The organism is Embleya sp. NPDC127516 (assembly GCF_044765325.1).
Classification (GTDB): Bacteria; Actinomycetota; Actinomycetes; order Streptomycetales; family Streptomycetaceae; genus Embleya.
Map to the genome: position 1 here is coordinate 21,092 of NZ_JBIWJT010000001.1, position 24,246 is coordinate 45,337.

The window sequence follows — 24,246 nt, forward strand, 5'->3', positions numbered from 1 at the left end:
TCATCGGCCCGCTGTCGTCCACCGCTCGACGACGCCGTCCGCGTGCTGCGTGATGGTCAGACTCCCGATCCCCGGCACGACCGACAACGACGTACCGCTGACGGTCACCCTGATCCGCACGTCTCCCTCGCGCTTCGGAATCACCTTCAGGTCTTTGAGCATTCCCCCGCTGAGGTCCTTCGCCACATCCCGCCCCCGCTGTTCCGCGGCCGGGATGTCGCCATTGCGACGCCGCGCCTCCTCGACGCTCTCCTTGGCGACCTGCATCGCGACCTCGCGCGCGTACCACCACAGGCAGCCCTGGATCACCGCGAGCAGGACCAGGATGAACATCGGGAAGACGATCGCCATGGTGATGGACATGCCACCACGATCCGGCCCGCCTGCCTTGCGCAGACGGCGCCGGATCGCGTCGTAGGGGTGGCCGTGTGGCACCTTGCTCACGAAGACGTGGTCCGAATCGCTAGTCGGCGTTGGGTACCGGCTCCTGGTACTTGTCGTCGGACTTCTTCAGCCCATCCTGGTATTTCTTGTACATGGTGTAGATCACCGCCGCGACGCTGACCGCGGCCACCATCAGCACCGCGACGATGATCGCCGTCTCGATGCTGACCGCTCCGTGGTCGCGCTCCTTGCGCAGCCGCCGGTAGCGGTCCACCACACCGCCCGTGACGATCAACACGAAGGCGATCGGGGCGGGGGCCAGTTTGTGTACGGCGGTCTCCACGCGATCGAGCACCGCGGGGGACGAGGAACCGATCTGCATTGCCTGTACTCCTTCCGGAGAACGGCTCGGGGTCCGAGGCTGGTTCATACCGAGAAGCTGATTCGTGCCGAGAAACTGATTCGTACCAAGAGGCTGATTCGCGCCAAGGCGCCAATTCGTACCTCGAAGCTGGTTCATACCGAGAACATCCGGGATATCGCCGGGAATCCGAGCAGGATCCCCATGATCACCACGAGCATGGTCCCGGGTACGGTGAGCCGTTCCGAGTCCGCGTTCGCCTGTTCGTGCTCGTTCGCGAGGAGTTCGACGCGCAATGACTGCGACCTGGCCCGCAACGTGCCGTACACCGCAGCACCTTCGGTACCGGCCATCTCGATGATGTCGGCCACGTCCGCGAGTTCGGGGAGGTCGAGGTCCTTGGCCAGATCGCGCAGTCCGTCCCAGGGGTCGGCGCTGCCCACCCGGGCCCGCGCCAACGCGTCCTGGATGCGGACGAACGCCCAACCGTCGCCCACCGCCGCGGCCCGCTCCAGCGCCTCGGCCGGGCCCGCGTCCCCGGCGCGGCCGAGCGCGACCAGGTCCAGATAGGCGGCGGCCGCGTGCTGGAACTCGATCCGGGCGAACTTGGCCTGGTCGCGCAGCGCGAAGTCCGGGATGAACCACATCCCCGCCGCCACCGCCAGGGACAGGAACAGCGGTACGTAGAAGGCCACTCCGATACCTGTTGCCACCAGCACCGCGGAAAGCATCGCGGGCAGCAGCAGGCCGAGCAGGGCAAGCAACGCCTTCGTGCGCACGAACTGGGCGACCGTCTCGCCGACCAGGTCGAGTTCGCGGTGCGGCACCCGAAAGCCCGGGACCCTGCGGGCCAGCGCGACGAGTTGGTCGTCGTACTTGCTGCCGGTCTGCTCGGTGCGCCGCTTGGGCGCTCCGGAGAGCCGATGCAACGCGTTGCCCAGGTCCGGTGGCGCGGGCCACAGTTCACGCACGAGCAGCGCGGCGCCCGCACCCAGCACGCAGCCGCTGACGATCATCACGGGTGGGATCACGACCACTCACCCCGCAACACGGGGGCGGTGTGCACGCCGTCCGCCTGTTGTACGTCCACGGCTTGCGCGGCCTTGACCACGCTGCGCGGGTCGGCGACCAGGAACCGTGGCTTGACCCGGTCCGTGGCCAGCGCCCGCATCCACATCAGGGTGCCGACGTAAGCCATCGCCATCAGCAGCAGGACCAGTTGCCCCATCGCCGTCCCGTACGGCTCCGCGTAGTCGCGGTTGATCACCACGACCAGCCCGGTCACCGCGAGCGTGATGTAGGTGATCCAGCGCACCGCCATCCGGGCCCCGGCCCGGTCCGCCTCGATCGCCCGACGCTGGCGCACCTCTTCGCGCACCGTCGTGGCCAGGTCCTTGAGCGCCATCGCCAAGCCGGGCCCGCGATCCGAGGCGCGCAGAATCAGCGCCGCCGCGATCTTGTCCGCCGTGGCGTCGCCGAGGTCGGCGGCGAACGCGCGCAGCGCCTCGTCCGGACGCCACCGTGACTGCAAACGGCTGACCAGATCGCCGACTTCCTCGACGATCGGCTCCGGGCAGGTCGCCCGCGAGGTGAGGATCGCGTTCTCCAGGCCTGCGCCCAATTCGATCAGGTCGGCGATCCGCCGGGTCCACTCGGCGAGCGCGTCCAGGCGGTTGATGATGGTGCGATCGCTCTTGGTCGGCGCGAGCAGCCACGGCAGCCCGCTGAACGCGGCGATCACGAGCAGCCCGGCCACCAGGAATCCGGTGAACAACCAGACCAGGGCCGCCGCCGCGATGCCGATGCCAAGGCGGATCCGGCGCGCGGTGCGCTGTCGGGCGCTCACCGGGCCCGACCGCAACCGCCTTACCGCCAACTCCAGCCGTCCGGGCGGCTTGGGCGTCGGATCGTCGTAGGTGCCGACGATGCCGACCACCAGACCGATCAGACCGCCGACCAGCAGGCATCCGCACACCGCGACCAACAGCGCGTCTCCCATGCCCGTCACCCGACCTGATGCAGCTTGAGCTGCAACGGACGCCAGCCGTGCGGCTCGTCCAACAGGTGCGGGCTGAAACCGGCCCGGATCAGGTCCGGCATGTCCGAGGGGTACATCCGGGCCACACCACGCGGATCGTCGCTGGTCGGCGCGAAGATCGTGTTCACGGCCGGGCGGCGGTGCTCGCCCATCCCGGTCACCTCCAGGACGTGCGAGACGAAACGATGCCGCTTCCCGCCGATCGCCGTCTCGTCGATCATCCGCACGAAGACGACGTAGTCGACGGCGTTCGAGGCGAGCCGGTACGCCAGTTCGGGACTCATGTGCGCGCCGTACTCCAGGCAGAGTTCGGCGATCCGGTCGAAGATCATGTCCGGCTCGCGCACGTGCAGCGTGCACATCGAGCCGCCCTCGCCGTTGGTCATCACCCGCAACATCGGCACGATCTCGCTGGAGCGAACCTCACCGACGATCATCCGGGACAGCGACATGCGCAGTGCGGACGGGATCAGTTCGCCGATGGTCAACTCGCCCGCCGACTTGCCGTCGATGCCGCGTTCGCCGTTGCCCTCCCGGGCCTCGATCGCGACCACCTGGCGCAGGTGCCCCAACTCGTGCAGGAACAGTTCGAGTTCGGTCTCGAAGGTACCGATCCGCTCGTCCCGGGGGATCTCGTGGGACAGCGCGCGCAACAACGACGTCTTGCCCACGCCCTGGGTCCCGCAGATGATCAGGTTCTTCTTCGCGCGAACCAGCGAGCCCAGGAACGCGGCCAGGGTCCGGTCCAGCGTGCCCAGGCCGATCAGTTCGGCCAGGCGTACGTCGCGCACCCGGTGCCGACGGATCGTCACATAGGTGTGCGGGGTGACCTCGGTGATCGCCTGGAGGCGCGAGCCGTCCGGCAGCCGCAGAGCCAGCGTGGGTTGCGCGGTGGACAGGGTGCGTTCACCGCTGCCGTGCCGCCGGGCCAGGTCGCGGAGCAACTCGCGTAGTTCGTCGTCCGAGGAGGTCAGCGGCGGTACCTGCACACGCGGCCGGTCGGCGTAGTCGACCCAGACCGTGTCGTAGCCGTTGACCAGGATGTTCTCCACGGCCGGGTCGGTCAGATACGGCTCCAACGGCCCGGCCCGGAACAGCCAGTCCCACACCGCCCGGGCCATCGCCCGGTCCTCGGCGGGGGTGGTGGAGATGCCGCGCTCGCGTGCGGTGACGTCGGCCCATTCGGCGACGACCTGGGCGACGATCGCCCGGCCGCGCTGCTCGCGGTCCCCGTTGGTCATCCCGGGCGACATCTTGTCGAACTCGTGCAGTTGTTCGGCCGCGCGGTCCTTGAGTATCCGCACCACGGCCGGGTCCACCACGGGTTCGCCGGACGGGTTCCGGGGCGGCTTGACGGCCCCGGTCGTCGGGGACGGCGCGCCGGCCGGGGGACGGCGGCTGACCGTGCCGACTCCGCTCGCACTCACGCTCGCGGTCGGCGGCACGGTGAACATGCCGTCCCGGGTGTCCGGGTGCCGGACCGCGCCGTTCATGCGCGCGTGCGGGTGGGCCGGCGGAACCGGCGTTCCGTTGGCGGGCGTCGGCGGCGGGATGTGCCCGACGGCGGGGGTCAGCGAGCCCGCGCCCGCCGACCACGTGGGCGCGGGGCCCGCGTCGGGGTCGCCCGGTGCGCTGCGCTGGAAGCCCTCCGGCCAGGTACGCAACGGCGGGGCCGGCGGCGCGTAGAGCACGTCCTCGGCCTCCGGGATCCCGGGCACGACGTGCATGTGCGGGCGGTAGCCGGGCTCGGCGGGTGGTTCCGGTTCCGGTTCGGGTTTGTTGTGCGGATCCGGGTGCAGGGGCCGCGCGTTATCGAACATGACCCGCCTCCTCGCCGGCCGGCCGGTGCGCCGGTTCGGCCTCGGGTCGGACCTCGGAGTCCGCCGGTCGACGGATGTACGCGGCCGCCTGCGCCCAGCCGTCGCTCGGCATGGGCGCCTCGGGCCCGGACGGCAGTTCGCCGCCGCCGCTCGGCCGGGGCGCCAACCGCATCCGGCGCTGCTCGGCCAACGCGAGGGCGGCCTCCGCCGTGCTGCGTGCGGCACGCATGAACCTCGAACGCAGGAAACGCTTTCCGGTATCGCCCTCACCGTCGGAGAGCACCCGTGCGCGCTCGGGATCGAACGGCAACAGGCCCAGGACGGGCGTCTCCAGGTGCTTGCCGATCTCCTGGCGCGAGTAGCGACCCTGCTCGATCACCACGAGGGCGATCGAATCCGAGCCGGTCCCGTGCGTGTCGAGATCGTTGCGCAGCGCGACCAGCCGCGGATGCGCCTGGGCCAGCGAGGGCAACGTCCCGCGCACGACGGGCAGTACCAGGTCGGCCCGGCGCGCGGCGATCGCCGAGGCGCCGGTGGTGCCGCGCCGGCCGAGGTCGATGATCACGTCGTGCGGGATCTGCTGGCTGCCCAGGCCGGCCGCGAGCTGCGAGATCGGATCCCACGTATAGGCCAGGCCGGAGGCCTGCGTGGGGTCGACGAGGCCGGGCAGCAACAGCCGTTCGCGGCGGCCGTCGGACAGGTCCACCAGTTGCCGGAAGAACGCGTCGACCAGGTTTCCCTGACGATGCGCCACCCCCAGTTGGTGCAGGCCGTATTCGGCCGAAACCCGCCCCTGGAGCGCACCGGCGAGAATCGAACCCCCGTCCGGATCGGCCTCGATCAGGATCACCCGACGGCCGGCCGGCAGCGGCCAGGTGAGCAGGAGCGCGAGCGCGGTCGAGGTGGCACCGGGCGCGCCCGCGCCACCGGTGACCGCGACGACGGTCATGGGGCCCCTCCGGTCCTGGCCGGCGCCGCGTCCGCGTTGCCCGTGTTCAGCACGACGATGGAGAACCTGCCCTCGGACACCTGGAGAGCCAGCACGGGACCGTCCTTGGCGGGTACCGCCACGTCCAGGACGGACTTGCCGGAGCCGGAGTTCGGGTCGCCCGTACTGGAGCGGATCACCGTGGCCGCGATGGTGCTCGGTTGCGCGGGCGCGGAGTTGGCGGGGCCGCCCGCTCCGGGGAGTGCCGTCACCACCAGGATCCGGGTGCCGGGTGTGACCCGCTGCACCGGCATCCTGGTCGCGTCCACGGCGATCGGGACCAGCGTCTCACCGGGCTGGATCGCGATCCGCTCGGTGACCTGATCCGAGGTCAGCAGTGTGCCCGCGCGCAGCTCGACCGCCGCGCGTTTGCCCACGATGGCGGCCTTGGAGCCGGAGCCGATCGGACGAAGTCCCGGCGCGTCGTTGATCTCCACGACCCGCAGGTCCTCGGCGGAGATGGTCTGGCCGTAGGGCACGGTGCGGGCGACCGCGAGCACGGGCACCCGTTGGTCGCCCATCTGATAGAACGCCGCCGAGCCGAGTCCACCGGCCGCGATCAGCGCGACCGAGAGCGCGATGAGCGCCGGCCGCCGGCGTCTGGCGCCGAGGCTGCGCGTAGGCGTCACCGGCATCGCACCGGCGGTCGCGCCCTGCGACACGACGCCGTTCCCCGATGGCCGTTCCGTAGCTGCCTTCACCACCGGCTCCGCCCCCTTGCTCTGCCGGGTCCACCCAGGTTCCGCGCGGACCGTGATCCACTTCGGAGCTACCGCTCGTATCTTCCACCACACACACTGTCAGGTGAATGGTGAACCGCCCGAAAACAGCCGCCGAAGTCGATCATTCGAAGCTTTCCGGTACGACTTCCGACCACGTCAACCAGCACGATCGGGGACGCCATGTGACGAACCCGACCCCACCCAAGATCACGGGCAAGCATCTCGTTCCGGACACCGAACGGGCCCCACGATGGTCCCGAAACGAGGCGCTCCGCAAGCACTTTCGGGCAATTGTTGGCCGGCCGAGTTCTGCGCGCTCCGTGATCGCCCGAACGTGATAACGCACCGCCGGTCCGACGCTTCGAACCGTACTCGACACGCTGTGTGCGCTTGCTCGGGCCCCCTCGACGAATCCGACGAACGGGTGGAAGTGTCGCCAAGTCGCCTGGGGGACTGGCAGGGTGGGCAGTTCGGGCCAGCGAGGTGCCTGCGACCGGGGCATGGGCCGCTGTCGGACTGCCTCGGGCCCCGCCCCGGACAGCGTGCTCGGGTCCTGCGGCCGGACGTCGACCTCAACTCCTGCGGCGGAGGGCCCTCACCGGGAGCCGACCCGGGCGGGGCAGTGCGCTCGTCCTGGGCCGGGACGGCTTGCCGGGAGCGGGTTCGAGATGCCAGCGGGCGCACACCGCGGCGACGGTGGTCACGATCTGGGCCAGGAACAGGTGTTCGCCGATGCACCGGTGCACACCCGCCCCGAACGGCATGTACACACCGCGCACCTGCCCGCGATAGCCGGGTTCGGTCCACCGGTCCGGGTCGAAGCACTCGGGTTGCGGGAACAGCCCGGGATCGCGGTGCAGCGCGTGGTGGCTGTACAACACGTCGCTTCCGCGCGGGATGTGATGTCCCATCACGTCCACGTCGCGATTGGCCCGGCGCACCACCAGCCACGGCGCGTACAACCGGAGCGTCTCGTCGACAACACACCTTGTATATACGAGAGCACCGATGTTCTCGGCGGTCACCGGCCCGCCGGAGAGCACCTCGTCGAGCTCCGCGTGCAGGCGTTTGCGAACGTCCTCGTGCCGGCCGATCTCGTGAAACACCCACGAAAGGGTGGCGTTGGTGTTGTCGTTGCCGGCGATCAGCATCGACACGACTTCGTCGCGCACCAGTTCGGGCGCCATGTCCATGCGGGCGAACTCGCCCAGGAGACCCTCCCCCGCGCCCGCGTCCACGGCGGAGGCGATCGCCTCGCGCAGCCGCCGGCCGGTCTCTGCGAAGCGCCGGTTGCCAGGAGTGGGCAACTGCCGGGCCCACTCCGGCAACACGGTGCGGGTGAACACCTCCTGGATGAACACCGGCAACGACCGCCGCACCTCGGTCACCGCCGCGTCGGCCGCCGGGTTCTCTCCGAAGATCAACCGGCCCAGCGTGCCGAGCCCGAGTTCGCTCATCTCCCGATCGAGAGCGAGCGTGGCCCCGGGCAACCATTGCGCACTCGCCTCCTCGGCCTGGCGGCGGATCAGCTCGACGTACCCGCCGATCCGCGAGCGCTGGAACGCGGGTTGCAGGGTCCGCCGTTGGCTGCGGTGCAACGGCCCGTCCGACGCGGCCAGGCCGTCGCCGATGTGCAACCGGGCCTGCTTGAAGAAGCCGTCCCGCTCGATCGTGTCCGCGTGTTCGACCAGCACACAACGAACCAGGGCCGGGTCGTTGAGGACGTACAGCTCCTTCGGCCCGACCCGGATCCGCACGATCGGCCCGTGAGCCCGCAGCGAGGACACGAAGTCCCAGCGGTCACGCAGCAGCGCCGGGGTGTGGCCGAGCAACGGAATTGCACCCGGGGCGATCGGGACCACGCTGCGACTCCTTGACCTGGGGCCGGCTCCCGACTCGAGGTTCGGGGCTCGGTGGGGTTCGAGCTCGACCACGGGCATGGGTCACCCGCGACGATTCAGGTTCTACCACGCGACCCGCGGGGCGGTCGGGGCAGTGCGCGGGAGGTGCCGGGAGGCGTACCCGAGGCGGCCGTAGGCACCGGCGGTGACACGGGCCTCGGGGGAGAGGTCGCCTCCCGCCACGCTCGGGGCGGCCGGGCGGGAGTCCCGGTCCACGTACGGCTTCCCGGTCGTGACCACACCGGCCCGGCCCGGCACGACCACGCGGGGCTTGCCCGGCACGGGCGTGCCGGCGGTCCTCGGCCCGACCACCCCGAAGCCGTCCGCCGTGGAACGCTTCGGTGTGGATCGAGCCGGCGTGGGTCCGCCCGGTCGTGTGGCTCCGTCGGCTTCGACCGTCGGTGGGGTGCCGGACCGATCGCGGGCCTCGACCGAGATCACCGACGCCGGTTCCGGTCGCGGCTCCCCGGTTCCCGACGCGGGCGCGATGCCGCCCCAGGCGCCCAGCGCGATGCCGACGGTCGCGAGCACCCCGGCGGCGGGACCCGCGCGGCGGATCCCCCGGCCGGGCGCCCGATCTTGACGATTGATCACGTACGTACCCCTTCGCTGGACGCCGGACCCCGATCGGGTCCCGAAGCTTGCACAGAGGAGTACGCCTCCCGACCGACCCACGTTGCACCGTCCGCCCGCCCCGGGTGCGTGCGAAACATCTCGGCGTCGTCGTGCAACCCGAGGCCGTCGAAGCACGTATCCCCTGGATGACCGACCCCTCGAAACGCGGGCAGACAGGCCGCCGGCAACACCCGGGCGCCGCCTGCCCGAACCGAGGGTCCAGCAAGGAGGAGACCACGGTGCGCGACCCCCGCGACCACTCCCCGGCCACTTCGCTGCCGACCGCGTGAGGGAGGCCACCCGTGAACGGGAGTTCCGCGAGTACGCCGAGGCCCGCCAGGCCCAGCTTCGCCGTTCGGCCTATCTGCTGTGCGGCGACTGGTACGAGGCGCAGGACCTCACCCAGACCACGTTGATGAAGATGTACACGGCCTGGGGCCGGCTGCGCCGCGACGGCAGCGTCGACGCGTACGCCCGCGTCGTGATGACGCGAACCTACATCGACCAGCACCGCAAGGGCCGTTGGCGGGAGGAGCCGGTCGACGAGCTCCCACACCAGCCTTGCGAGGAACTCTCGTCGCCGGATCTGCGGCTGACCCTGCGGGCGGCGCTGCTGCGGCTGCCGCCGCGCTACCGGGCCGTTCTCGTGCTGCGATTCTGGGAGGACTGGAGTGTCGAACAGACGGCCGAGGCCTTGCGGATCAGCACCGGAACGGTCAAGAGCCAGAGCGCGCGCGGCCTGAACCGACTGCGCGAACTCGTCGGCGAGCACATGTGGGAGCTGTCCGAACGGTGAGCCGGCCATGAATGATCACGACCTGTTCGAACTGATCCTCGATCAGCCCGAGCCCGACTTCCCGAGCGTGGTGGACGCCGCCGTCGCGGACGGCAAGCGGGTCCGCCGACGCCGCCGACTCGCCGTGCCGGCCGCCGGGGTGGCCGTACTGGCGATCATCATCGGCGCGGGGATGTTTTTGGTCCCCTCGCATCAGGCGAGCGTGGGGCCGGCGGCGCCCGTGCCGCCGGCGACGAGCCGGGTGTCGACTCCGACGATGCCGTCGAGCCCACCGTCTTTGCGGACTTCGCCGACGTCGCCGTCTGCGCCCACCTTGCCGACTCGGCCGACTTGGCCGCCGTCGATCTCCTCGGCCCCGTCGACGCAGTCGATGCCGTCCGGACCCGAGGCGACGGTGCCGCCGCTCGACGCGGCCGGGCCGGCGCAGGAGGACGCGACGCGCAAGCAGGAGAGCGCTCGACCGGAATCGGGAGCCGTGGAGCCGGAGTCGAACAAACCGACCCGGGCGACGACCCCGCTCGAAGACGCCGGGGCGGTCAGGTGCATGCCCGCCAGAACGGGCAAATGCACTCCACCCGACTGAAATTGACGGATTGTCACGCGCGAGACACATCGATCGTCATGCGCCGATCACATCGCGATCGCACGCTCGGCCCCTAATCTGATCCCGGATCATTTCGTCCGGAGGGAAGAGAGGCCCGGCGTGAACAGCACGGACCCGTGGACCGTGGATCGCATCGCCCACGCACTCCCGCACCCCGAAGCCCGCCACGAATTCCTGCGGTTGGTACACCTGACGCCGATCGGCGACCTGCCCGGGCTGCTGGCCCGCTATACCCACGCCGCGGAAGAGCTGATCGCCGGTCTCCCGCACGCGCGCGCCCTCGCGGCGCAGGTCCGGGCCACCGGCAAGGACCCGGATCTCGACGAAGTGGACGAGGAGATCGTCCGCAAGTGGATCGCACGCGGCCGAGCGCAAAGCAGTGCCGCGTGACGTGGCGCCCGAGGATCGGCATCGAACACCAAGAGGTCATCGACCGCTTCCCCGAGACCACGCTGAACCACTGGGGAATGCTGCTCTACAAGCTGGTCTGTGACCCGTACACGGCCACCGTCCGCTACGGCGAGGACGACCGCATCGTCCGCACCGCGGCCGCGGGGCCCTTGATCGTGGTGGTCCTGCTCAACGAAGGGACGACAACCGTCACCGTGCTGCAGGTCGTACACCTGGGTTGACCCGGTGCTTCCCGCCGCCCGGCACGCAGTAGTGGTCGGCCACCTCGCCCATCACGCCTGCGTGCCGCTGGCGGCGGACCGACGGGTCGCCGGAACGGCCATCATGGTTCGCGCGCTTGGCGTGCTTGGCCTCGGGGTCGAGTACCCGACAGACCTTGCGGACCTGCGGGTGCTGCCCGGGAATCGCGTACGCGGACGCCACTCCGGCAAAGGCGAGACCGAAACATGCCACAACCATGATCACTGTCTTACGGATCCTGCTCATTCGGCAGAAGATAGCGGAGCCGGCGCCGGCACACTAACCGCCTCCGGAATCGCAGATCACCGGGCCGAGACCGAATGGTCACCGCTTCCCCGGTTGGCGTGGTGGTCGACGGCGGTGGTCGGCAACGGTGGTGGTCGGCGACCATCGGTGCCGGTCGGCTTCGGTCGGCTCCGGTCGGGTCCGGTCCGGTCCGGTCCGGTCGAACGAATGCCGCAGAACCTCGACGGTGCTCCGGGTGCGGCCGGGGGCCGTCGTCTTGCCATCGACTGTTTTCCCGGCAGTCATCTTTTCTTGCAATCACCTTCTGGTCGACGAGTAGGCCCGAACCGAATGTGACCCGACTCGGATCCACGTGGGGCCGCCGGCACGGCATCGCGCTGGGCCGGGCCGGGCACGTTGGGTTGGGTTGGTTGGGTCGGGCCGGGCCGGTTGGGTCAGGCCGGATTGAGTCGGGCCGGGCCGGATTGAGTCGGGCCGGCCCGGGTCGGATTGAGTCGGGTCGGCCCGGGTCGGATTGAGTCGGGTCGGATCCCGTTGTGTTGGGTCGGGTCCCGTCGCGTTGCTCGGGTCGCGTCGGGTCGGTCGTGCCGGTCACCGGACGGACGGCTCGGCACAGGAGCCGTGTGCCGTGTGCCTCCCGCCGCGCCCACTCGCATGAGTCCTCCAAAACACGGTGGTGTGGCATCCGGGGTCTACCACGGCCCTCCAAACCCCCGCGGCCAACACCTGCCATCACCCACACGGCCCCGCACCCACCGAACGTCCGACAACCCGACCCCCCGACCCCAACGCCCGCACGGACAAGGGCGATCCCAACCACCCGGAGCCCACCCGAGCCACCCACCACGCCACTCCCCCATCCAGTCGGGTGGTTGACGGGTCTCCCCTCCGCCTAAGCTGCCGCCGCTCCGCCGTCGGCAGCCAACGGAGGGATCCCGCATGCCCCGAACCCCCGCCCACGCCAAGCTCCGCGGCCGGGCCATAGTCCTGCTGGTCGGCGTTCCGGCGATCGCGCTGCACGACCTCTTCACCTTCCTCGGCATCAACGGCAACGACGCGTGGCTGGCCACCGCTGCCTCGGTGGCCATCCTGTGCGCGATCGCGCACCTCGCCAACTCGGCCCTCGACCACCACGCCGAAAACCCGGACGACCGCGACCTCGAACTCCAGATCGCCGACCTCTGCCGCCGCGACGGCCTCCTCGCCGTCCAAGTCGCCCCGGACGCCAACGTCAAGGCCTACCTCCCCAACGGCAGCCTGGTCCTGATCCGCTGCGGCTCCGCCGACCACGAGACCCACCCCCTGGACCTCCACGACTTCATCGGCACGGCCCACCACAACCACCAGGCCGACATCCCGGTCTTCGTCGCCCTCCACGGATTCACCACAGAGGCCCGCCGGTTCGCCCGCCACCACGGCATCGTCCTGCTCGACCGCCCACGCCTGTGGCAATGGCAACAGGGCCACGGCCTGAGCACCCTCGTCGGCACCACCCACTGACAACCCCAACCCATTCCGGCCACCCACCGAACCGGCCCGGACCTGCGCACCCACCCGCGACCACGCATGATCACGCGATAGCCACCGATTTGCCCCCAACGCGTGGCGCAATCCCACTACGTGCAGTGATCTCCCTAAGACGCTTACGGCTCACCCGATCAAGTGCAATGATGCTTCGTCAGATCACCGTTGAGCACCGAACTCCGAAGATCGCAACTGCGGGGGTGGCAGTTTTGGCCGGACCCAAGAAGACCCCAATCCCGGCAACCCTCCTGGCAGGCATAGCCACACTCACCCTCCTGGCAAGCACCACAGCCTGCTCCTCCGACAAAAAACCCAATACCCCCAAAATCAACCAACCCGCCCCCAAAACCGCCGCGGCCCCCCTCCCTGCACCCCAACAATCGTCGGCGGCACCGCCAGCGCCACCGATCAGCGCTGCCGAGGGAAAGGGGATCTCCCAGAGATACTTCGACCTGAGCAAGCAGGCCACGTCGTCTCACGATGTCAAAGCGCTGGAGGCCATCGAGACCGGCGCCATGCTTGAAGTCTCCAAAGCACGGCAGGAACGAATCCTCAAATATGGCGACAACGTTGCGAGCAGTGAGGAGAAAGCCGCCAATGACGACATCCAAGTCGTCACCCCCCAAGGAGCGCCGAATGCCGAGGATCGGTGGCTTCTCGCAGTCGGCCGTCAATCACTGAGCGGTAAATCCAGGACTTCCGTCGGAGTACTGCGCCAAGCCCAGGGCTCAGGCCCCTGGAAAATGGCCTTCCTTGCCTATACCGGCATCGATCAGAAGATTCCCGAAGTTGCACAGATAGCCACCTTGGACGGCACCGCAAATATTGCAGAAAAGAACACCGATTACGGCGAGGACATCTGTCGAAATTTTACTTCGTACATGAATGGCGAATCGAACCCCTCCACGAGTTGGGGGCCTAGAACAAAGTCCGCCCGGCAGATTGCGGATCAGAACAAACAAGGAATGGTTCCGCTGACCGCCGGCGGAACTGTGGCGGCCAAAACCGAGCCCGTGGCAGACGGTCGCATGCCGGCCTGGAAAACCACTGACGGCGACAAGCTGGTGACATGCACAACAAAGACCACGTCTCACCTGACGCCCGGCCCGTCCGGAGTAATTACAGTCACCCGCAGCGAAGGCCTCCAAAATCTCAACGGCAAGACCACTAAATGGAAAACATTGGATCTGACCACGGTAAATATGGTGGTCTTCAAGGTACCGACCACTGGAGGATCCCCAGTGGATATAGTCGCAGAATCGTACCGCGCGCTTTCAGGTGACGGGATCCCTGCCTAGAAATCGGATCGCCGGCAAAGGAAGTGTTCCGCCAGGCACATCATCCAGGGAGGCCTCATGACAACTTCGCGACTGACCAAGGGAGCTATCCTGGGGTGCACTGTCGGCCTCACCGTCGCCCTCGTCTCTCTTCCGTCAGCCTCTGCGGACGTCAACGAGTGCGGGGACCTCATCATCTGCATCGAGATCCCGACAACCGGGGGATCCGGGTCCGGTGGTGGATCCGGAGGGTCGACCGGAGGTGGAGCCACGGGGGGCGGCTCGGGACCGACCAACCCCTTCCCGGACCCTGGCGCGGGCGGAATTGCCGGCGCCACCACTGGAAACGCCACGACAGGAGGCGGCGGTGCCAATGCTCCGACGGCCGCCCAAGTGGCGGCCCTTGCTCTCGCTCAACTTGAACTACGCAAACCCAAAGTATTCATGACGCCCAACGAGGGAAATCTGGGTCTCGTTGGACTCCCGGTCTGGCTCTGGATCGATACGTCGGACCCTCATCGGTGGTCTCCGAACGGAATCAGCAAGACCCTCAAGGTAGGCGACGTCGAAGTTACCGTGACGGCCTACTCCACCAGCGTAACGTGGGACATGGGGGACGGAAACAGCAAGACCTGCCACAACCCCGGAGTGCCGTACACGCCTTCGGCCGGGAACACTGCATCACCCGCCTGCGGTTACAAATACACCAAAACCTCCGCAGGAAAGACGGCGAATAAGTACACCATCAATGCGACGGTGAACTGGAAGGCCTTCTACGTCGACGCGCAGGGCAGGCACGAACTATCCGATATGGCGGGCGCATCCTCGACCACAGCTCGAGTGGGCGAGCTTCAAGTCATGAACTGAAGCTGGCTGACTCGCACTTCGCCTCGCTCGGCCCGTGTTATCTACGACTCAGGCGCGGACGAAAGTCAGTTGCCGAAAGCTCGGGCATTTGGTGTCTCGACGCTTGTGTCGATTGGCGGCCCGGGTCTGGAGCGAGAAGGGGAGTCGGCCTCGGCGGTGTAGTTGACGAGGGTCTGGTCCGGGTCGTCGACCGTGCGGAAGCTTTCGTAGGACAGCGTGAGCTCGCCGATGGCCGGGTGGCGGAGGTGATAGCCGCCGTGGGTCTTGTCGCGGACCTCGTGTGTGGCCCAGAGGCGCCGGCGGAAGTCAGGTCTGGATTCGGAGAGTTCGGTGATCAGCTCGGCGAAGGCCGGGTCCTCGGGGTGGCGACCCCCGTCCAGTCGTAGGTAGGCGGCGAGGTCCTGTGCCTTGGTCTCGCAGTTCACGTAGCGAGCGCGTAGTCGCTCGTCGCGAAACACCAGCCATGCCTTGTTCCGCCGCTCGATCGGCACCGTGTCGACATCGATGAACAGGGTCGCGAACAGCGGGTTCCAGACCGGCAGATCGGAACACCGGCCCATCACGAACGCGGTCGTCTCCGGCATCAAGGCCAACAACGCGCGCAGACCCGGCCGTACCTCCTGCGCCGGAACAGCCGAACCCACCAAACCCGCCAGCCCCGCAGCCGCACCGGCCCCACCGGCCGCACCCACCGGGCCGCCCGAAGTCGTTCCCACCCCCACCGCCCCGACACCGCCCGAACGAGATCGCACAAGTGCCCGTGCTCGTCACGGTTCAGCCGCAGCGCCGAGGCGATCGCGTCCAGCACCTCGTCGGAGACGTTCTCCGCCGACCTCAAGGCCGAGGGCAAGGTTCGCGCGATCGGCCTGTCCAATTCACAGCGTCGAACAACTGGAGATCGCCGAACGCATCGCGCACCTGGACGCGATCCAGCCGCCGTTCTCCGCGATCAACCGTTCCATCGCAACCGAGTTGGCCTGGGCCGCCGCGCACGACACCGGCGCGATCGAGTACTCGCCGATGCAACCAGGTCTGCTCACCGGGGCGTTCTCGGTCGAGCGCGTCGCGGGTCTGGCCGACGAGGACTGGTGCAGGGGCCATCCCGACTTCACCGATGGCCTGACCGCCAACCTCGCCCTCGCCGACGCGCTGCGGTCGATTGCCGCCGAACACGGCGCCTCCGTGGCCGAGGTCGCGGCGGCCTGGACGTTGGCCTGGCCGGGCGTCACCGCCGCGATCGTGGGCGCCCGTGCGTCCGCCCAGGTCGACGGCTGGATCGGGGCCACCGGCCTAGCCCTGACCCTCGCCGACGTCGACGCCATCGCCGGCGCGAGCACCGCGACCGGCGCGTTCACCGCGACCGGCGCGTTCACCGCGACTGGCGCGAGCACCGGTCCGGCACGCCCCTGACCCACTCCCCGATCCGAATCACCCGAGACGCCGCACGACGACGTGCACCCGAGGTGGCGCGGGACTGTCCGATCCCGCGCCACCCGAGGCCGTTCCGTTCAGCCGACGTGCCACCCCATCGTCGTCGCGAGCGCCGCGGCCTGTTCCAGGCTGATCGTCGCGCCGTTGAACTCGACCGTCAGCGGGTCGAGTGAGGAGAGGTCGCTGCCCCGCAGGTCGGCGCCGCTCAGCTTCGAACCGTGCAACATCGCGCCGGACAGGTCGCACCCGGTAACCGTCGCCTTCTCCAGACGCGCGGCGGTCAGGTCCACCTCGCGCATCCGAGTGCCGTCGAAGCCGGCCTGGCGCAGGTCGGCGCCCGGCAGGCCGACGAACGACCAGTCCCCTCCCGAGACTTCGAACAGCGTGTACGTGCACTGTCGGAACATGCTCCCGACCAGCTTGCAGTCGGTGAACCGGGTGTCGAAGAAGGTGCACCGCTTGAACGTGCAGTTCGTGAACGCCGCCCCGGTGTGCCGCGACGCGTTGAACCGCACCCCGGCGAACGTGCACTCGTCGAACACCGCGCCCTCGTCGGCCACCTCGGTCCAGTCCGTGTCCAGGAACGAGTAGCGCGTATACCGGTCGCTCTCCGTCAACGACTTCCCGTACCAGTCCTCGTCCCGGATCACGAGGTCCTCGTCGGGAATCGACGGCTCGGCCGAGACGGGATCGATATTGGCACGGGCGCGTCGAATGGCCATCTCTCCATTGAACACGCTTGCTCCGACATCCGCCGCGCCACGAGTACGCCCCGCCCCGGCCCAGGCCCAAGCCGACCCCAGGCCCAAACCCAAACCCAGGCCCAGGCCCAGGCCCAGGCCCAGGCCCAGGCCCCAGCCCCAGCCCCAGCCCAAAATCCTGCCCCGGATCAGACCCGAGCCCGAGCCGCCCCCGTCACTCCACCGACCCGATCCCCGCCACCATCCCCCGAGCCAGCGCCCGCGCAGCCGTCCCCGTCACCGGCCCCGCCTGCCCCGTGACCAGCGTGTACAACGCGCCGCCGAACAACGTGATCAGCGTGCCCACATCCTCGCGCGAGGTGTTCAGCCCCAGCGCCCGGTGCTGGTCCAGGGTGAAATCGACCGCCTCGGTCTGCATGTGGTCCAACGTGCGTTGAAGCTCGGGTCGGCGGGTGGCCTCCAGGGTGAGTTCGTACACGGCCAGGTATCGCTCGCGGTGCGCCGTCGCCGAGAACTCCAGCGACATCGCGATCAGCTCCATCAGGCCGTCCCGGTCGATCGGCGCGGCCACGACCGCGTGCGCTGCTGCCATATCGGCCCGATGCAGCTCCAACACACGTTCCGCCGCCGCGCCCAGCAGCGCGTCGCGATTGCGGAAGTAGTTCGACGTGGTGCCCGCGGGCAGCCCGGCCGTCTCGTCCACCTCGCGATGGCTGAAGCCGTGTACGCCGGCCCGGGCCAGGACCTCGATCGCGCCGTCCGCGATGGCTCGGCGACGGGCGCTGTTGGGGGGTGGTGCCATGCGACCAGATTACCAAGGCTGTGATAGTACTATTACAGCAGTGGTATTCGATTACGACTCGGCCCAGCGGGCTCGGGTCCAGCCCTGCCCCCCTCCTCAGCCCGCCCTCCCCTGCGACAAGCCCGCGGCGCGATCCCCGTGCGCACGACTCACATCAGCGACCCACAGCGAGGTGGCATCATGCGAATTCTGGTGATCGGAGCAGGTATCGGCGGCCTCGCGGCGGCCCGCGCCCTGCGCACGGACGGCCACGACGTGACGGTCTACGAACGGGCCTCCGCACTGCGTACGTCCGGCTCGGCCCTCACCCTCTGGAGCAACGGCACCGGCATCCTCGCCGACCTGGGCATTTCCACCGACGGCCTCGGCGCACCGATCGACCTGCTCGAACAACGTGATCACGCGGGCGGCGTACTGATGCGCATCGATGTCTCGCTCGCCGCGATCCGCTACGGCCACCCCCACCTCGCGATGCCCCGCCGCGACCTGATTCGCCGACTCGCCTCGGCGCTGCCCGCGAGCGACATCGTGTTCGACAAGAAGTGCACCGACGTCACCCAGGACGCGCGGCATGCCCGGGTGGCCTTCGCCGACGGCGGCACGGAGGAGGCCGATCTGGTGATCGGCGCCGACGGCGCGCGCTCGGTGGTGCGCCGGCACGTGTGGGGTACCGATCCCACCGTCCCGACCGGCTGGATCACCTGGCAGGGACTCGGCCCGATCGACCTCGACGTGGCGTCCTCGCGACGCGGCCTGATGATCGTCGGCCCCGAAGGCATGTGTGGCCTGCTCCCGGCGGGCGACGGGCTGCTCCAGTGGTGGTTCGACGTGCGTCGCGACCCGGCCGAGCCGCTGCCCGACTCGCCGATCACCGAATTGCGCGAACGGTTCGGGCATTGGGCGGAGCCGGTACCCCGGGTGCTCGCGGCAGTCTCGGACGCCGACGTCGAATACTTCGCGCACCATCGCCACAAGGTGCCGCGTTCGTGGAGCCTGGGCCGAGCCACCCTGCTCGGCGACGCGGCGCACACGATGCCGCCGACCGTCGCGCAGGGCGGAAACCAGGCCCTGGAGGACGCCTGGGCCCTGGCCCGTGCCCTGCGGCGGACCGCGACGCTCGCCGAAGCCCTTGCGGACTACCAGAGTTCGCGTACCCGCCGGGCCTCGCTGACCGCCCGCCGAGCCGGCTCCGAGACCACCAACAAGTACCTGCCGACACTGTCCAGGCTGACCCCCGACGCCCTGGTCAGCCGCTACCACACCCGCTGGCTGCGGCAGATCAGCACGTATCTGTCCGACGGGCCGAGCGAGCCGACCGCCGCCGTCCGCGCGTAAAGCGCGCGTGTGTGCGCCCGCACCCACCGGCGCGGCGCCCGCCCCGGCTACGCTGCGTCCGTCACGAACCGGAATCCCAGCGCGTCCAGGAAGGCCCGGAGCAGGTCGTCCGGCGTCCCCTCCGCGCGCAGCGTCGTGTCCAGGGCGGCCTCGTCCGGCGTCAGCCCCGCCTCGCGGGCCCACCCGACCGCGCGCGGCACCACCCGCTCCGGCGGCGGGCCGAGTTCCGGGTCCAGGGCGTACGACCTGGCCACGCGCGGCGCCAGCGCACAGTGCCATACATCGCCACCACGCGGGCTCTGCGCGTCGATCATCGCGAAGTGGCCGGACACCACGTCGGCGGTCAGCACCGGCGCATCCGTATCCGCCATCAACGTCGGCCCGGGGTCGAGGCCGGCGGAAAGCAGCAAGACCTGCCAGTCGCCGTCGCGCGCCGACCATCGCGGTTCGCCGCCGGCCTGCTGTACGGCCGGCAATTCCAACAGGGGCCACGCCGATCGGGCGACGACATACACACCGAAGCTACCCATCGCACCCCAGCATAGGACCGCCGACCGGGCGTCGCGTCCCATTGCCCGCGCCGTTCCCGGGCCACCCGGGGCCGCCCCCGGCCACCCGGAGCCGCGGAGAGCCGCCGGGCGCCACCGGGAGCCGCCGAGTACCCCTGTTCCGCCCCGATCCCCCATGAGATTCTGCGCGAATGGACATTGCCACTCATCTCGACATTCTGCGCGCCGACGGCGAGTTGCTCGCGCGTACGGCCGAGCGCGTCGGCCTCGAAGCGCCCGTACCGAGTTGCCCCGGCTGGCGGATTCGCGACCTCCTCGCGCACCTGGGCGGCGTCCATCGATGGGCCGCGTTCGTCGTCGCGTCGGGCAGCCCACAGCGACCGAACAGGGAGGAAACGGCGACGCTGTTCCAGGCGCCGGGCGACGACGTACTGCTCGACTGGTACCGGGGTACGCACGCGGACCTGCTGAAGACCCTCACCACGGTCGCCCCGGACGCTCCGGGGTGGACCTTCTTCGAGGCGCCGTCCGCGCTCTCGTTCTGGGCTCGGCGCCAGGCGCACGAGACCGCCGTTCACCGCGTCGACGTCGAACTCGCGGCCGGTGTGCCGTCCACCGTGCCGGCGGACTTCGCCGCCGACGGGATCGACGAACTGCTGACCGGCTTCCTGTCCCGGCCCCGTCTCGACCTGATCGCCGACCCACCGCTGAGCATCGCGATCGACCCCGACGACAACCCGGCAGCGTGGACGATGCGGATCGGCACCGACGGGCGCCGAGTCGAACCGGGAGCGGCCACCGCCGATCTCACCGTCTCCGGCCCGGCCGAGGTCTTGTATCTCCTGGTCTGGAATCGAGCCGACGCAACCGGCTGCCGACTCGACGGCGATCCCGAAGTCCTGGTGCGATGGCGCGAGTTGACCAAGGTGGATTGATGCCGCCCGACACGTGCGGCACACCCGCCCGGCAACTGGACCGGGGCCACCCGCCAGAGCGGGTGCCGTCACCCGTCAGAGGAGGTGCGACCACTCGTCAAAGGGTTGGCGCCACCCGCCAAGGGGCTGGTGTCACGCGCCCAAGGGTCGCCGGCACTCGGCGAAGGAATTGGTAGGCCTCCGCGGGTCTAGCCTGCCCGCGGAGGCCCGCTGTGCCGCCCTATCGGGCACGCCGGCACGTTTAAAGGACCAGGGTCGTCTTGAAAGTCGTCGCGTTCTACCTTTGAACTACCAGGCCACGAGCGGCCCGGGCTGGAGTCGAACCAGCAACCGACGACTGGAGCCCCGTCCGGTCGATCCGGCGATGAGCGGCGATGCTGAGTCTGGAGCAAGAGTCTGAGATTGATCGCGGGCTGCCTCTGCCGTATTGGGCCACCCCGGCTCGTGGTGCCGGGGGGAGGATTCGAACCTCCACCGTTACCCGCGTTCGTCACGACAAGCTTCAGTTTCAGCTTGCGCTTTTCGCGCCCCCCGACCCTCCGGCCGGGGGATTCTCGAAGACTACCCGCCCTGGCCGTTGCCGAGCAGGTAGCCGAAGACGGCGTCGCCGATCCGACGGTCCGTCACTTCCGCGCCGTTGGCCTCCTCGCGGGCGAACTTCACCGCGCGCTGGAGCTTTTCCACCCGGTCGACGAGTTCGTTCACCCGACGGGCCGGCAGCGCGCCGGAGAACTTGACCGTGGTCCAGTAGCCGGCGGCGATGTCCTCGAAGTACATCTCGACCTGGGCCGGGTGGTGTTCGGTCGCCTCGGCCTTGACGTGGTTGCGCGGCACCTTCTTGGTCCGCACGGTACGCACGGGCTCGGTACGCCACGAGTCCGTGGAGGGGTCGAGCGTCCAGGTCTCGGCGGCGTCCAGGACCGGCAGCTTGCGCACGAACGTGTGCACGTCGACCAGTTGCTTCTCCAGGAAGAGCAGGTACGACACCGGCACATCACGCAGCAGCGGCGTACCGTCGACCACCACGTCGGCGCGTGCCTCGCAGTTGGCCCAGTCCTTCGTCGCGGTCACGTCGAAGAGGCTGGTCAGCGTGCCGGTGACGGAACGCAGCACCTCCTCGCCCTTGACCTGGACCCGGGTCGACTCGGGCGGCAACTGCTCGCCCTCTTCGTCCTTGGGCTGGTAGGTACGCGAGATGCCGGACAGCAACGCGCCCTTCTGGACCCGCTGGTGAGCGTCCGTCAACTCCTGGAAGGACTTGGTCTTGACGCCCTTCTCCACCGCGATGATCTGGTTCAATTTCGCCACGCCGCGACGCTAGCAGGGGAACATACGTACGCGACAAAGGTTTTCGGCCGGGCGCTGCGGGTTCGGTGAATGCGGCGGGCACCGTGGGGGCGCTGGGGGCACTGGGTGCGCTGGGTGAAGTGGCTGGGTGGAGCGGGGAGCGGGGCCTGGACAACCGGGGCCGGCCTCTGCCCGGGATCGCGCCGCCACCGCCGTCAGCGGGTGATCGGCGACGCGAAGTCGTCGTCGGCCACGATCCGATACGTGCTGTTGAGCTGCGACGGGCCGACCAGACCTTTGATCCGCTCGGCCCGTCGTCGGTCGCTCGCCCCGATCCGGTCCAGCCACTCGGGAACCTGCTCGGGAGTCGCATCGACCAACGCGACCGTCAGGAGCTGCTGCGGGTCGGCAGGGTCGATCGCGCTGAGCACGCGCCTCGGATCACCCGCGAACCGCTCGTCCGGAAGCCACGCTTCACGAAAGGTCGCGTAATCCACGCCGTCATCGAGTCGCCGTACCATCGCCCCGATCAGCATGTCGTCCCTCGTTCCTTCCAGCCGCTTGCCTTACACCGTAAGTACGGTGCGGGACCATTCTCTTACGGCGTAAGGATGGTCAAGCGACTGCTCATCCGAGGTCGCGCTCCTCCGGGGGATCGCCGGTCAGGCGTTCCCCTGTCGAGCGATCGCTCGTCAGACGATCGCTCGCTCTCCGGCTCCCGAGCCTGCCCGGCCGGACTCACCCCGTCTCGCGCTTCGCGCTCACTCCCCGCGTTCCGCCGCGCTCCGCACGACGCAGAACTCGTTGCCTTCGGGGTCGGCCAGTACCGCCCAGCCGGTCCCGTCCGGGTTGCGTCGGTCGTCGACCAAGCGGGCGCCCAGGCCCAGGACACGTTCGACCTCCGCGTCACGCAGGCCGGTCGTCGGTCGCAGATCCAGGTGTAGCCGGTTCTTCCCCGCCTTCTCCTCCGGAACCTGTAGGAACAGCAACGTCGGCCCCTCCTCCAGGAGCACCTCCACTTCGGGGTCGCCGGGCTTGTCCTCAGGGCCGAGCGGGCGGCCCAGGACCTGGGACCACCACGAGGCCAACGCGTACGGGTCGGCGCAGTCGACGCTGACGTGCAGGACGTGCGAACTCACGTGTACACCTCCGATTCGAGGCCCGAACGGCGCGTCGAATCGATGGACGCCGCGAGGACCGTGGGCCGTGGATCCTACCCATGGGCCGAACCGGTGACATACGTGTGGAACCGCCCCGGCGCGGCGACCTATACGAGGTCCGCACACGATTTCGGAGGCCGACATGAGCGATCTCGACACGTACGGCGGCGCACCCGACGACCCGGGCGTACTCGTGGTCACCACCAACGACGTGCCGGGCTACCACGTACAGCGGGTGATCGGTGAGGTCTTCGGCCTCACCGTGCGCTCCCGCAACATCGGCAGCCAACTCGGCGCGGGCCTCAAGTCGATGGTCGGCGGTGAACTGCGCGGCCTGACCAAGACTCTGGTGGCCAGCCGTACGGAGGCTGCCGAACGCCTCGTCGAACAGGCCCGGAGCCGGGGAGCCAACGCGATTCTCGCGATGCGGTACGACGTCACCGACGCGGGCAACGGTACGGAGATCTGCGCGTACGGCACGGCGGTGGTGCTGGTCCAGGCGTAGTTCGGCGCGTCCCGGGGCCGGCCACGCGTGCCGGTCGCGCGTGCCGGTCGCGCGTGCCGGTCGCGCGTGCCGGTCGCGCGTGCCGGTCGCGCGTGCCGGTCGCGCGTGCCGGTCGCGCGTGCCGGTCGGGCCGCCGACCGGCCGGTGCGCCCGATCGCGAGGCGATCCGGAGACGCGTGTCGCGCACCGTGTCCCTATTCGATACCTGCCAACAGCGCAGTGATCGCCAGTGCGAAACGCTCGTCGTGGTCGGCCTGCGTACCCAATCCTGCCGCCAACGCCCGTGCTAGCCACGGGAGTTCATCCGAACCGTGCGGCGGCGTGGGCGGGACCGCGTCGGCGGGGTCCAGTTCCGCCGGCGTGTGGCCGATCACGAACGTGGTGACCGCGTTCAGGAGTTGGCACGCGCGAAGCGGCGCAAGGCCCTCCGCGACCGGGGCCGCCACGGCGCGTTCGACGGCGGCCAGGGCGTCCGGCGTGGCGACCGGGCGGGTCGCCACAAGCGGGACGACCGACGGGTGACGGAGCAGTTCGGCTCGGAAGGTGTGGGCGAACTCGGCGAGCCAGACGGTGCGCGGCCCGGTCGGCTCGGGTGCCACGCCGGCGACGATCCGCTCGACGAGGCCGTCCAGGACGGCGTCCTTGTTCGGGACGTAGTGGTACAAGGTCATCGCCTCGACGCCGAGTTCGGCCCCGATCCGACGCATCGAGAGCTTGCCGATGCCGTCCCGATCGGCGAGCGCGAGCGCCGCGTCCAGGACTTGCGCACGGGTGAGTCGACCTATCG

Annotated in this window: 29 protein-coding genes; 10 read left to right on the top strand and 19 right to left on the bottom strand. The window is 69.4% G+C overall.

Annotated elements, in window-relative coordinates; genetic code table 11:
• The 9 genes from ACIRL2_RS00090 to ACIRL2_RS00130 form a co-directional block, all read right to left on the bottom strand.
• Positions 1 to 444 (bottom strand): TadE/TadG family type IV pilus assembly protein, encoded by a 444-nt coding sequence (locus ACIRL2_RS00090; protein WP_402229005.1) that lies wholly within the window; start codon positions 442 to 444, stop codon positions 1 to 3.
• 19 nt (positions 445 to 463) lie between these two features.
• Entirely contained in the window at positions 464 to 766 is a 303-nt protein-coding gene (locus ACIRL2_RS00095; RefSeq protein WP_395859596.1) for a hypothetical protein, read from the bottom strand.
• A 134-nt stretch (positions 767 to 900) separates the two neighbouring features.
• The gene (locus ACIRL2_RS00100; RefSeq protein ID WP_402229007.1) at positions 901 to 1,776 is read right to left on the bottom strand and encodes a type II secretion system F family protein; all 876 of its coding nucleotides are present in this window, start codon (positions 1,774 to 1,776) and stop codon (positions 901 to 903) included.
• On the bottom strand, positions 1,773 to 2,744 hold the full coding sequence (locus tag ACIRL2_RS00105) for a type II secretion system F family protein (protein WP_402229010.1): 972 nt from the start codon (positions 2,742 to 2,744) through the stop codon (positions 1,773 to 1,775). The genes ACIRL2_RS00100 and ACIRL2_RS00105 overlap by 4 nt, the downstream gene beginning before the upstream one ends.
• Positions 2,745 to 2,749: 5 nt before the next feature.
• Entirely contained in the window at positions 2,750 to 4,603 is a 1,854-nt protein-coding gene (locus ACIRL2_RS00110) for an ATPase, T2SS/T4P/T4SS family (protein WP_395859599.1), read from the bottom strand.
• Positions 4,593 to 5,552 (bottom strand): hypothetical protein, encoded by a 960-nt coding sequence (locus tag ACIRL2_RS00115; RefSeq protein WP_395859600.1) that lies wholly within the window; start codon positions 5,550 to 5,552, stop codon positions 4,593 to 4,595. Before ACIRL2_RS00115 ends, ACIRL2_RS00110 begins: the two co-directional genes overlap by 11 nt.
• Entirely contained in the window at positions 5,549 to 6,253 is a 705-nt protein-coding gene (locus ACIRL2_RS00120) for an SAF domain-containing protein (RefSeq protein ID WP_402229012.1), read from the bottom strand. Before ACIRL2_RS00120 ends, ACIRL2_RS00115 begins: the two co-directional genes overlap by 4 nt.
• A 632-nt stretch (positions 6,254 to 6,885) precedes the next feature.
• Positions 6,886 to 8,175 (bottom strand): cytochrome P450, encoded by a 1,290-nt coding sequence (locus tag ACIRL2_RS00125; protein ID WP_402229015.1) that lies wholly within the window; start codon positions 8,173 to 8,175, stop codon positions 6,886 to 6,888.
• A gap of 102 nt (positions 8,176 to 8,277) precedes the next feature.
• On the bottom strand, positions 8,278 to 8,808 hold the full coding sequence (locus ACIRL2_RS00130; RefSeq protein WP_395859603.1) for a hypothetical protein: 531 nt from the start codon (positions 8,806 to 8,808) through the stop codon (positions 8,278 to 8,280).
• A gap of 307 nt (positions 8,809 to 9,115) precedes the next feature.
• On the opposite strand from ACIRL2_RS00130, the gene ACIRL2_RS00135 reads away from it, so the two are divergent.
• Complete coding sequence (locus ACIRL2_RS00135; protein ID WP_395859604.1) at positions 9,116 to 9,625, top strand: SigE family RNA polymerase sigma factor; 510 nt, start codon at positions 9,116 to 9,118, stop codon at positions 9,623 to 9,625.
• Between the two features lie 192 nt (positions 9,626 to 9,817).
• On the opposite strand, the gene ACIRL2_RS00140 is transcribed toward ACIRL2_RS00135, so the two are convergent.
• Complete coding sequence (locus ACIRL2_RS00140) at positions 9,818 to 10,189, bottom strand: hypothetical protein (RefSeq protein ID WP_395859605.1); 372 nt, start codon at positions 10,187 to 10,189, stop codon at positions 9,818 to 9,820.
• A gap of 139 nt (positions 10,190 to 10,328) precedes the next feature.
• On the opposite strand from ACIRL2_RS00140, the gene ACIRL2_RS00145 reads away from it, so the two are divergent.
• A complete protein-coding gene (locus ACIRL2_RS00145) occupies positions 10,329 to 10,619 on the top strand; it encodes a hypothetical protein (protein WP_402229019.1) in 291 nt (96 codons plus the stop codon).
• Complete coding sequence (locus tag ACIRL2_RS00150; RefSeq protein ID WP_078974732.1) at positions 10,616 to 10,861, top strand: hypothetical protein; 246 nt, start codon at positions 10,616 to 10,618, stop codon at positions 10,859 to 10,861. The genes ACIRL2_RS00145 and ACIRL2_RS00150 overlap by 4 nt, the downstream gene beginning before the upstream one ends.
• On the opposite strand, the gene ACIRL2_RS00155 is transcribed toward ACIRL2_RS00150, so the two are convergent.
• A complete protein-coding gene (locus ACIRL2_RS00155) occupies positions 10,830 to 11,126 on the bottom strand; it encodes a hypothetical protein (RefSeq protein WP_402229021.1) in 297 nt (98 codons plus the stop codon). The two genes, ACIRL2_RS00150 and ACIRL2_RS00155, sit on opposite strands and share 32 nt — an antisense overlap.
• Positions 11,127 to 12,065: 939 nt before the next feature.
• Here ACIRL2_RS00155 and ACIRL2_RS00160 point away from each other — a divergent pair.
• From ACIRL2_RS00160 to ACIRL2_RS00170, 3 genes are all read left to right on the top strand, one after another.
• Positions 12,066 to 12,626, top strand: coding sequence for a restriction endonuclease (locus tag ACIRL2_RS00160; protein WP_402229023.1), 561 nt, complete (start codon positions 12,066 to 12,068; stop codon positions 12,624 to 12,626).
• Positions 12,627 to 12,796: 170 nt separating this feature from the next.
• The gene (locus ACIRL2_RS00165; protein WP_402229026.1) at positions 12,797 to 13,948 is read left to right on the top strand and encodes a hypothetical protein; all 1,152 of its coding nucleotides are present in this window, start codon (positions 12,797 to 12,799) and stop codon (positions 13,946 to 13,948) included.
• Positions 13,949 to 14,005: 57 nt separating this feature from the next.
• The gene (locus tag ACIRL2_RS00170) at positions 14,006 to 14,794 is read left to right on the top strand and encodes a hypothetical protein (protein ID WP_395859610.1); all 789 of its coding nucleotides are present in this window, start codon (positions 14,006 to 14,008) and stop codon (positions 14,792 to 14,794) included.
• Between the two features lie 65 nt (positions 14,795 to 14,859).
• Here the strand turns inward: ACIRL2_RS00170 and ACIRL2_RS00175 are convergent, their stop codons facing one another.
• A complete protein-coding gene (locus ACIRL2_RS00175) occupies positions 14,860 to 15,510 on the bottom strand; it encodes a hypothetical protein (protein WP_402229028.1) in 651 nt (216 codons plus the stop codon).
• A gap of 211 nt (positions 15,511 to 15,721) precedes the next feature.
• Between ACIRL2_RS00175 and ACIRL2_RS00180 the strand changes: the two genes are divergently transcribed.
• Positions 15,722 to 16,204 carry an aldo/keto reductase gene (locus tag ACIRL2_RS00180; protein WP_402229597.1) on the top strand — a complete coding sequence of 161 codons (483 nt, stop codon included), beginning with the start codon at positions 15,722 to 15,724 and terminating at the stop codon, positions 16,202 to 16,204.
• Between the two features lie 98 nt (positions 16,205 to 16,302).
• On the opposite strand, the gene ACIRL2_RS00185 is transcribed toward ACIRL2_RS00180, so the two are convergent.
• Together ACIRL2_RS00185 and ACIRL2_RS00190 are read right to left on the bottom strand one after the other, a co-directional pair.
• Positions 16,303 to 16,947 (bottom strand): pentapeptide repeat-containing protein, encoded by a 645-nt coding sequence (locus ACIRL2_RS00185; RefSeq protein WP_402229030.1) that lies wholly within the window; start codon positions 16,945 to 16,947, stop codon positions 16,303 to 16,305.
• A 193-nt stretch (positions 16,948 to 17,140) separates the two neighbouring features.
• The gene (locus ACIRL2_RS00190) at positions 17,141 to 17,728 is read right to left on the bottom strand and encodes a TetR/AcrR family transcriptional regulator (protein WP_402229032.1); all 588 of its coding nucleotides are present in this window, start codon (positions 17,726 to 17,728) and stop codon (positions 17,141 to 17,143) included.
• A 180-nt stretch (positions 17,729 to 17,908) separates the two neighbouring features.
• Here ACIRL2_RS00190 and ACIRL2_RS00195 point away from each other — a divergent pair, with 180 nt between their 5' ends.
• On the top strand, positions 17,909 to 19,063 hold the full coding sequence (locus ACIRL2_RS00195; RefSeq protein ID WP_402229034.1) for an FAD-dependent oxidoreductase: 1,155 nt from the start codon (positions 17,909 to 17,911) through the stop codon (positions 19,061 to 19,063).
• 47 nt (positions 19,064 to 19,110) lie between these two features.
• Here the strand turns inward: ACIRL2_RS00195 and ACIRL2_RS00200 are convergent, their stop codons facing one another.
• Positions 19,111 to 19,593, bottom strand: a complete 483-nt coding sequence (locus tag ACIRL2_RS00200) for a hypothetical protein (RefSeq protein ID WP_395859616.1) — start codon at positions 19,591 to 19,593, stop codon at positions 19,111 to 19,113.
• A 170-nt stretch (positions 19,594 to 19,763) separates the two neighbouring features.
• Between ACIRL2_RS00200 and ACIRL2_RS00205 the strand changes: the two genes are divergently transcribed.
• The gene (locus ACIRL2_RS00205) at positions 19,764 to 20,507 is read left to right on the top strand and encodes a maleylpyruvate isomerase family mycothiol-dependent enzyme (protein WP_395859619.1); all 744 of its coding nucleotides are present in this window, start codon (positions 19,764 to 19,766) and stop codon (positions 20,505 to 20,507) included.
• A 561-nt stretch (positions 20,508 to 21,068) separates the two neighbouring features.
• Here ACIRL2_RS00205 and ACIRL2_RS00210 read toward each other — a convergent pair.
• The 3 genes from ACIRL2_RS00210 to ACIRL2_RS00220 form a co-directional block, all read right to left on the bottom strand.
• Positions 21,069 to 21,815: a hypothetical protein gene (locus ACIRL2_RS00210; protein WP_395859620.1), complete on the bottom strand. Its 747-nt coding sequence runs from the start codon at positions 21,813 to 21,815 to the stop codon at positions 21,069 to 21,071.
• A gap of 194 nt (positions 21,816 to 22,009) precedes the next feature.
• On the bottom strand, positions 22,010 to 22,330 hold the full coding sequence (locus ACIRL2_RS00215) for a hypothetical protein (protein ID WP_402229037.1): 321 nt from the start codon (positions 22,328 to 22,330) through the stop codon (positions 22,010 to 22,012).
• Between the two features lie 225 nt (positions 22,331 to 22,555).
• Entirely contained in the window at positions 22,556 to 22,933 is a 378-nt protein-coding gene (locus ACIRL2_RS00220; RefSeq protein ID WP_395859622.1) for a VOC family protein, read from the bottom strand.
• A gap of 163 nt (positions 22,934 to 23,096) precedes the next feature.
• Between ACIRL2_RS00220 and ACIRL2_RS00225 the strand changes: the two genes are divergently transcribed.
• Positions 23,097 to 23,459, top strand: coding sequence for a YbjQ family protein (locus tag ACIRL2_RS00225; RefSeq protein WP_395859623.1), 363 nt, complete (start codon positions 23,097 to 23,099; stop codon positions 23,457 to 23,459).
• A 194-nt stretch (positions 23,460 to 23,653) separates the two neighbouring features.
• Here ACIRL2_RS00225 and ACIRL2_RS00230 read toward each other — a convergent pair whose 3' ends face one another.
• A complete protein-coding gene (locus ACIRL2_RS00230; protein ID WP_402229599.1) occupies positions 23,654 to 24,244 on the bottom strand; it encodes a TetR/AcrR family transcriptional regulator C-terminal domain-containing protein in 591 nt (196 codons plus the stop codon).
• Positions 24,245 to 24,246 lie beyond the last annotated feature (2 nt).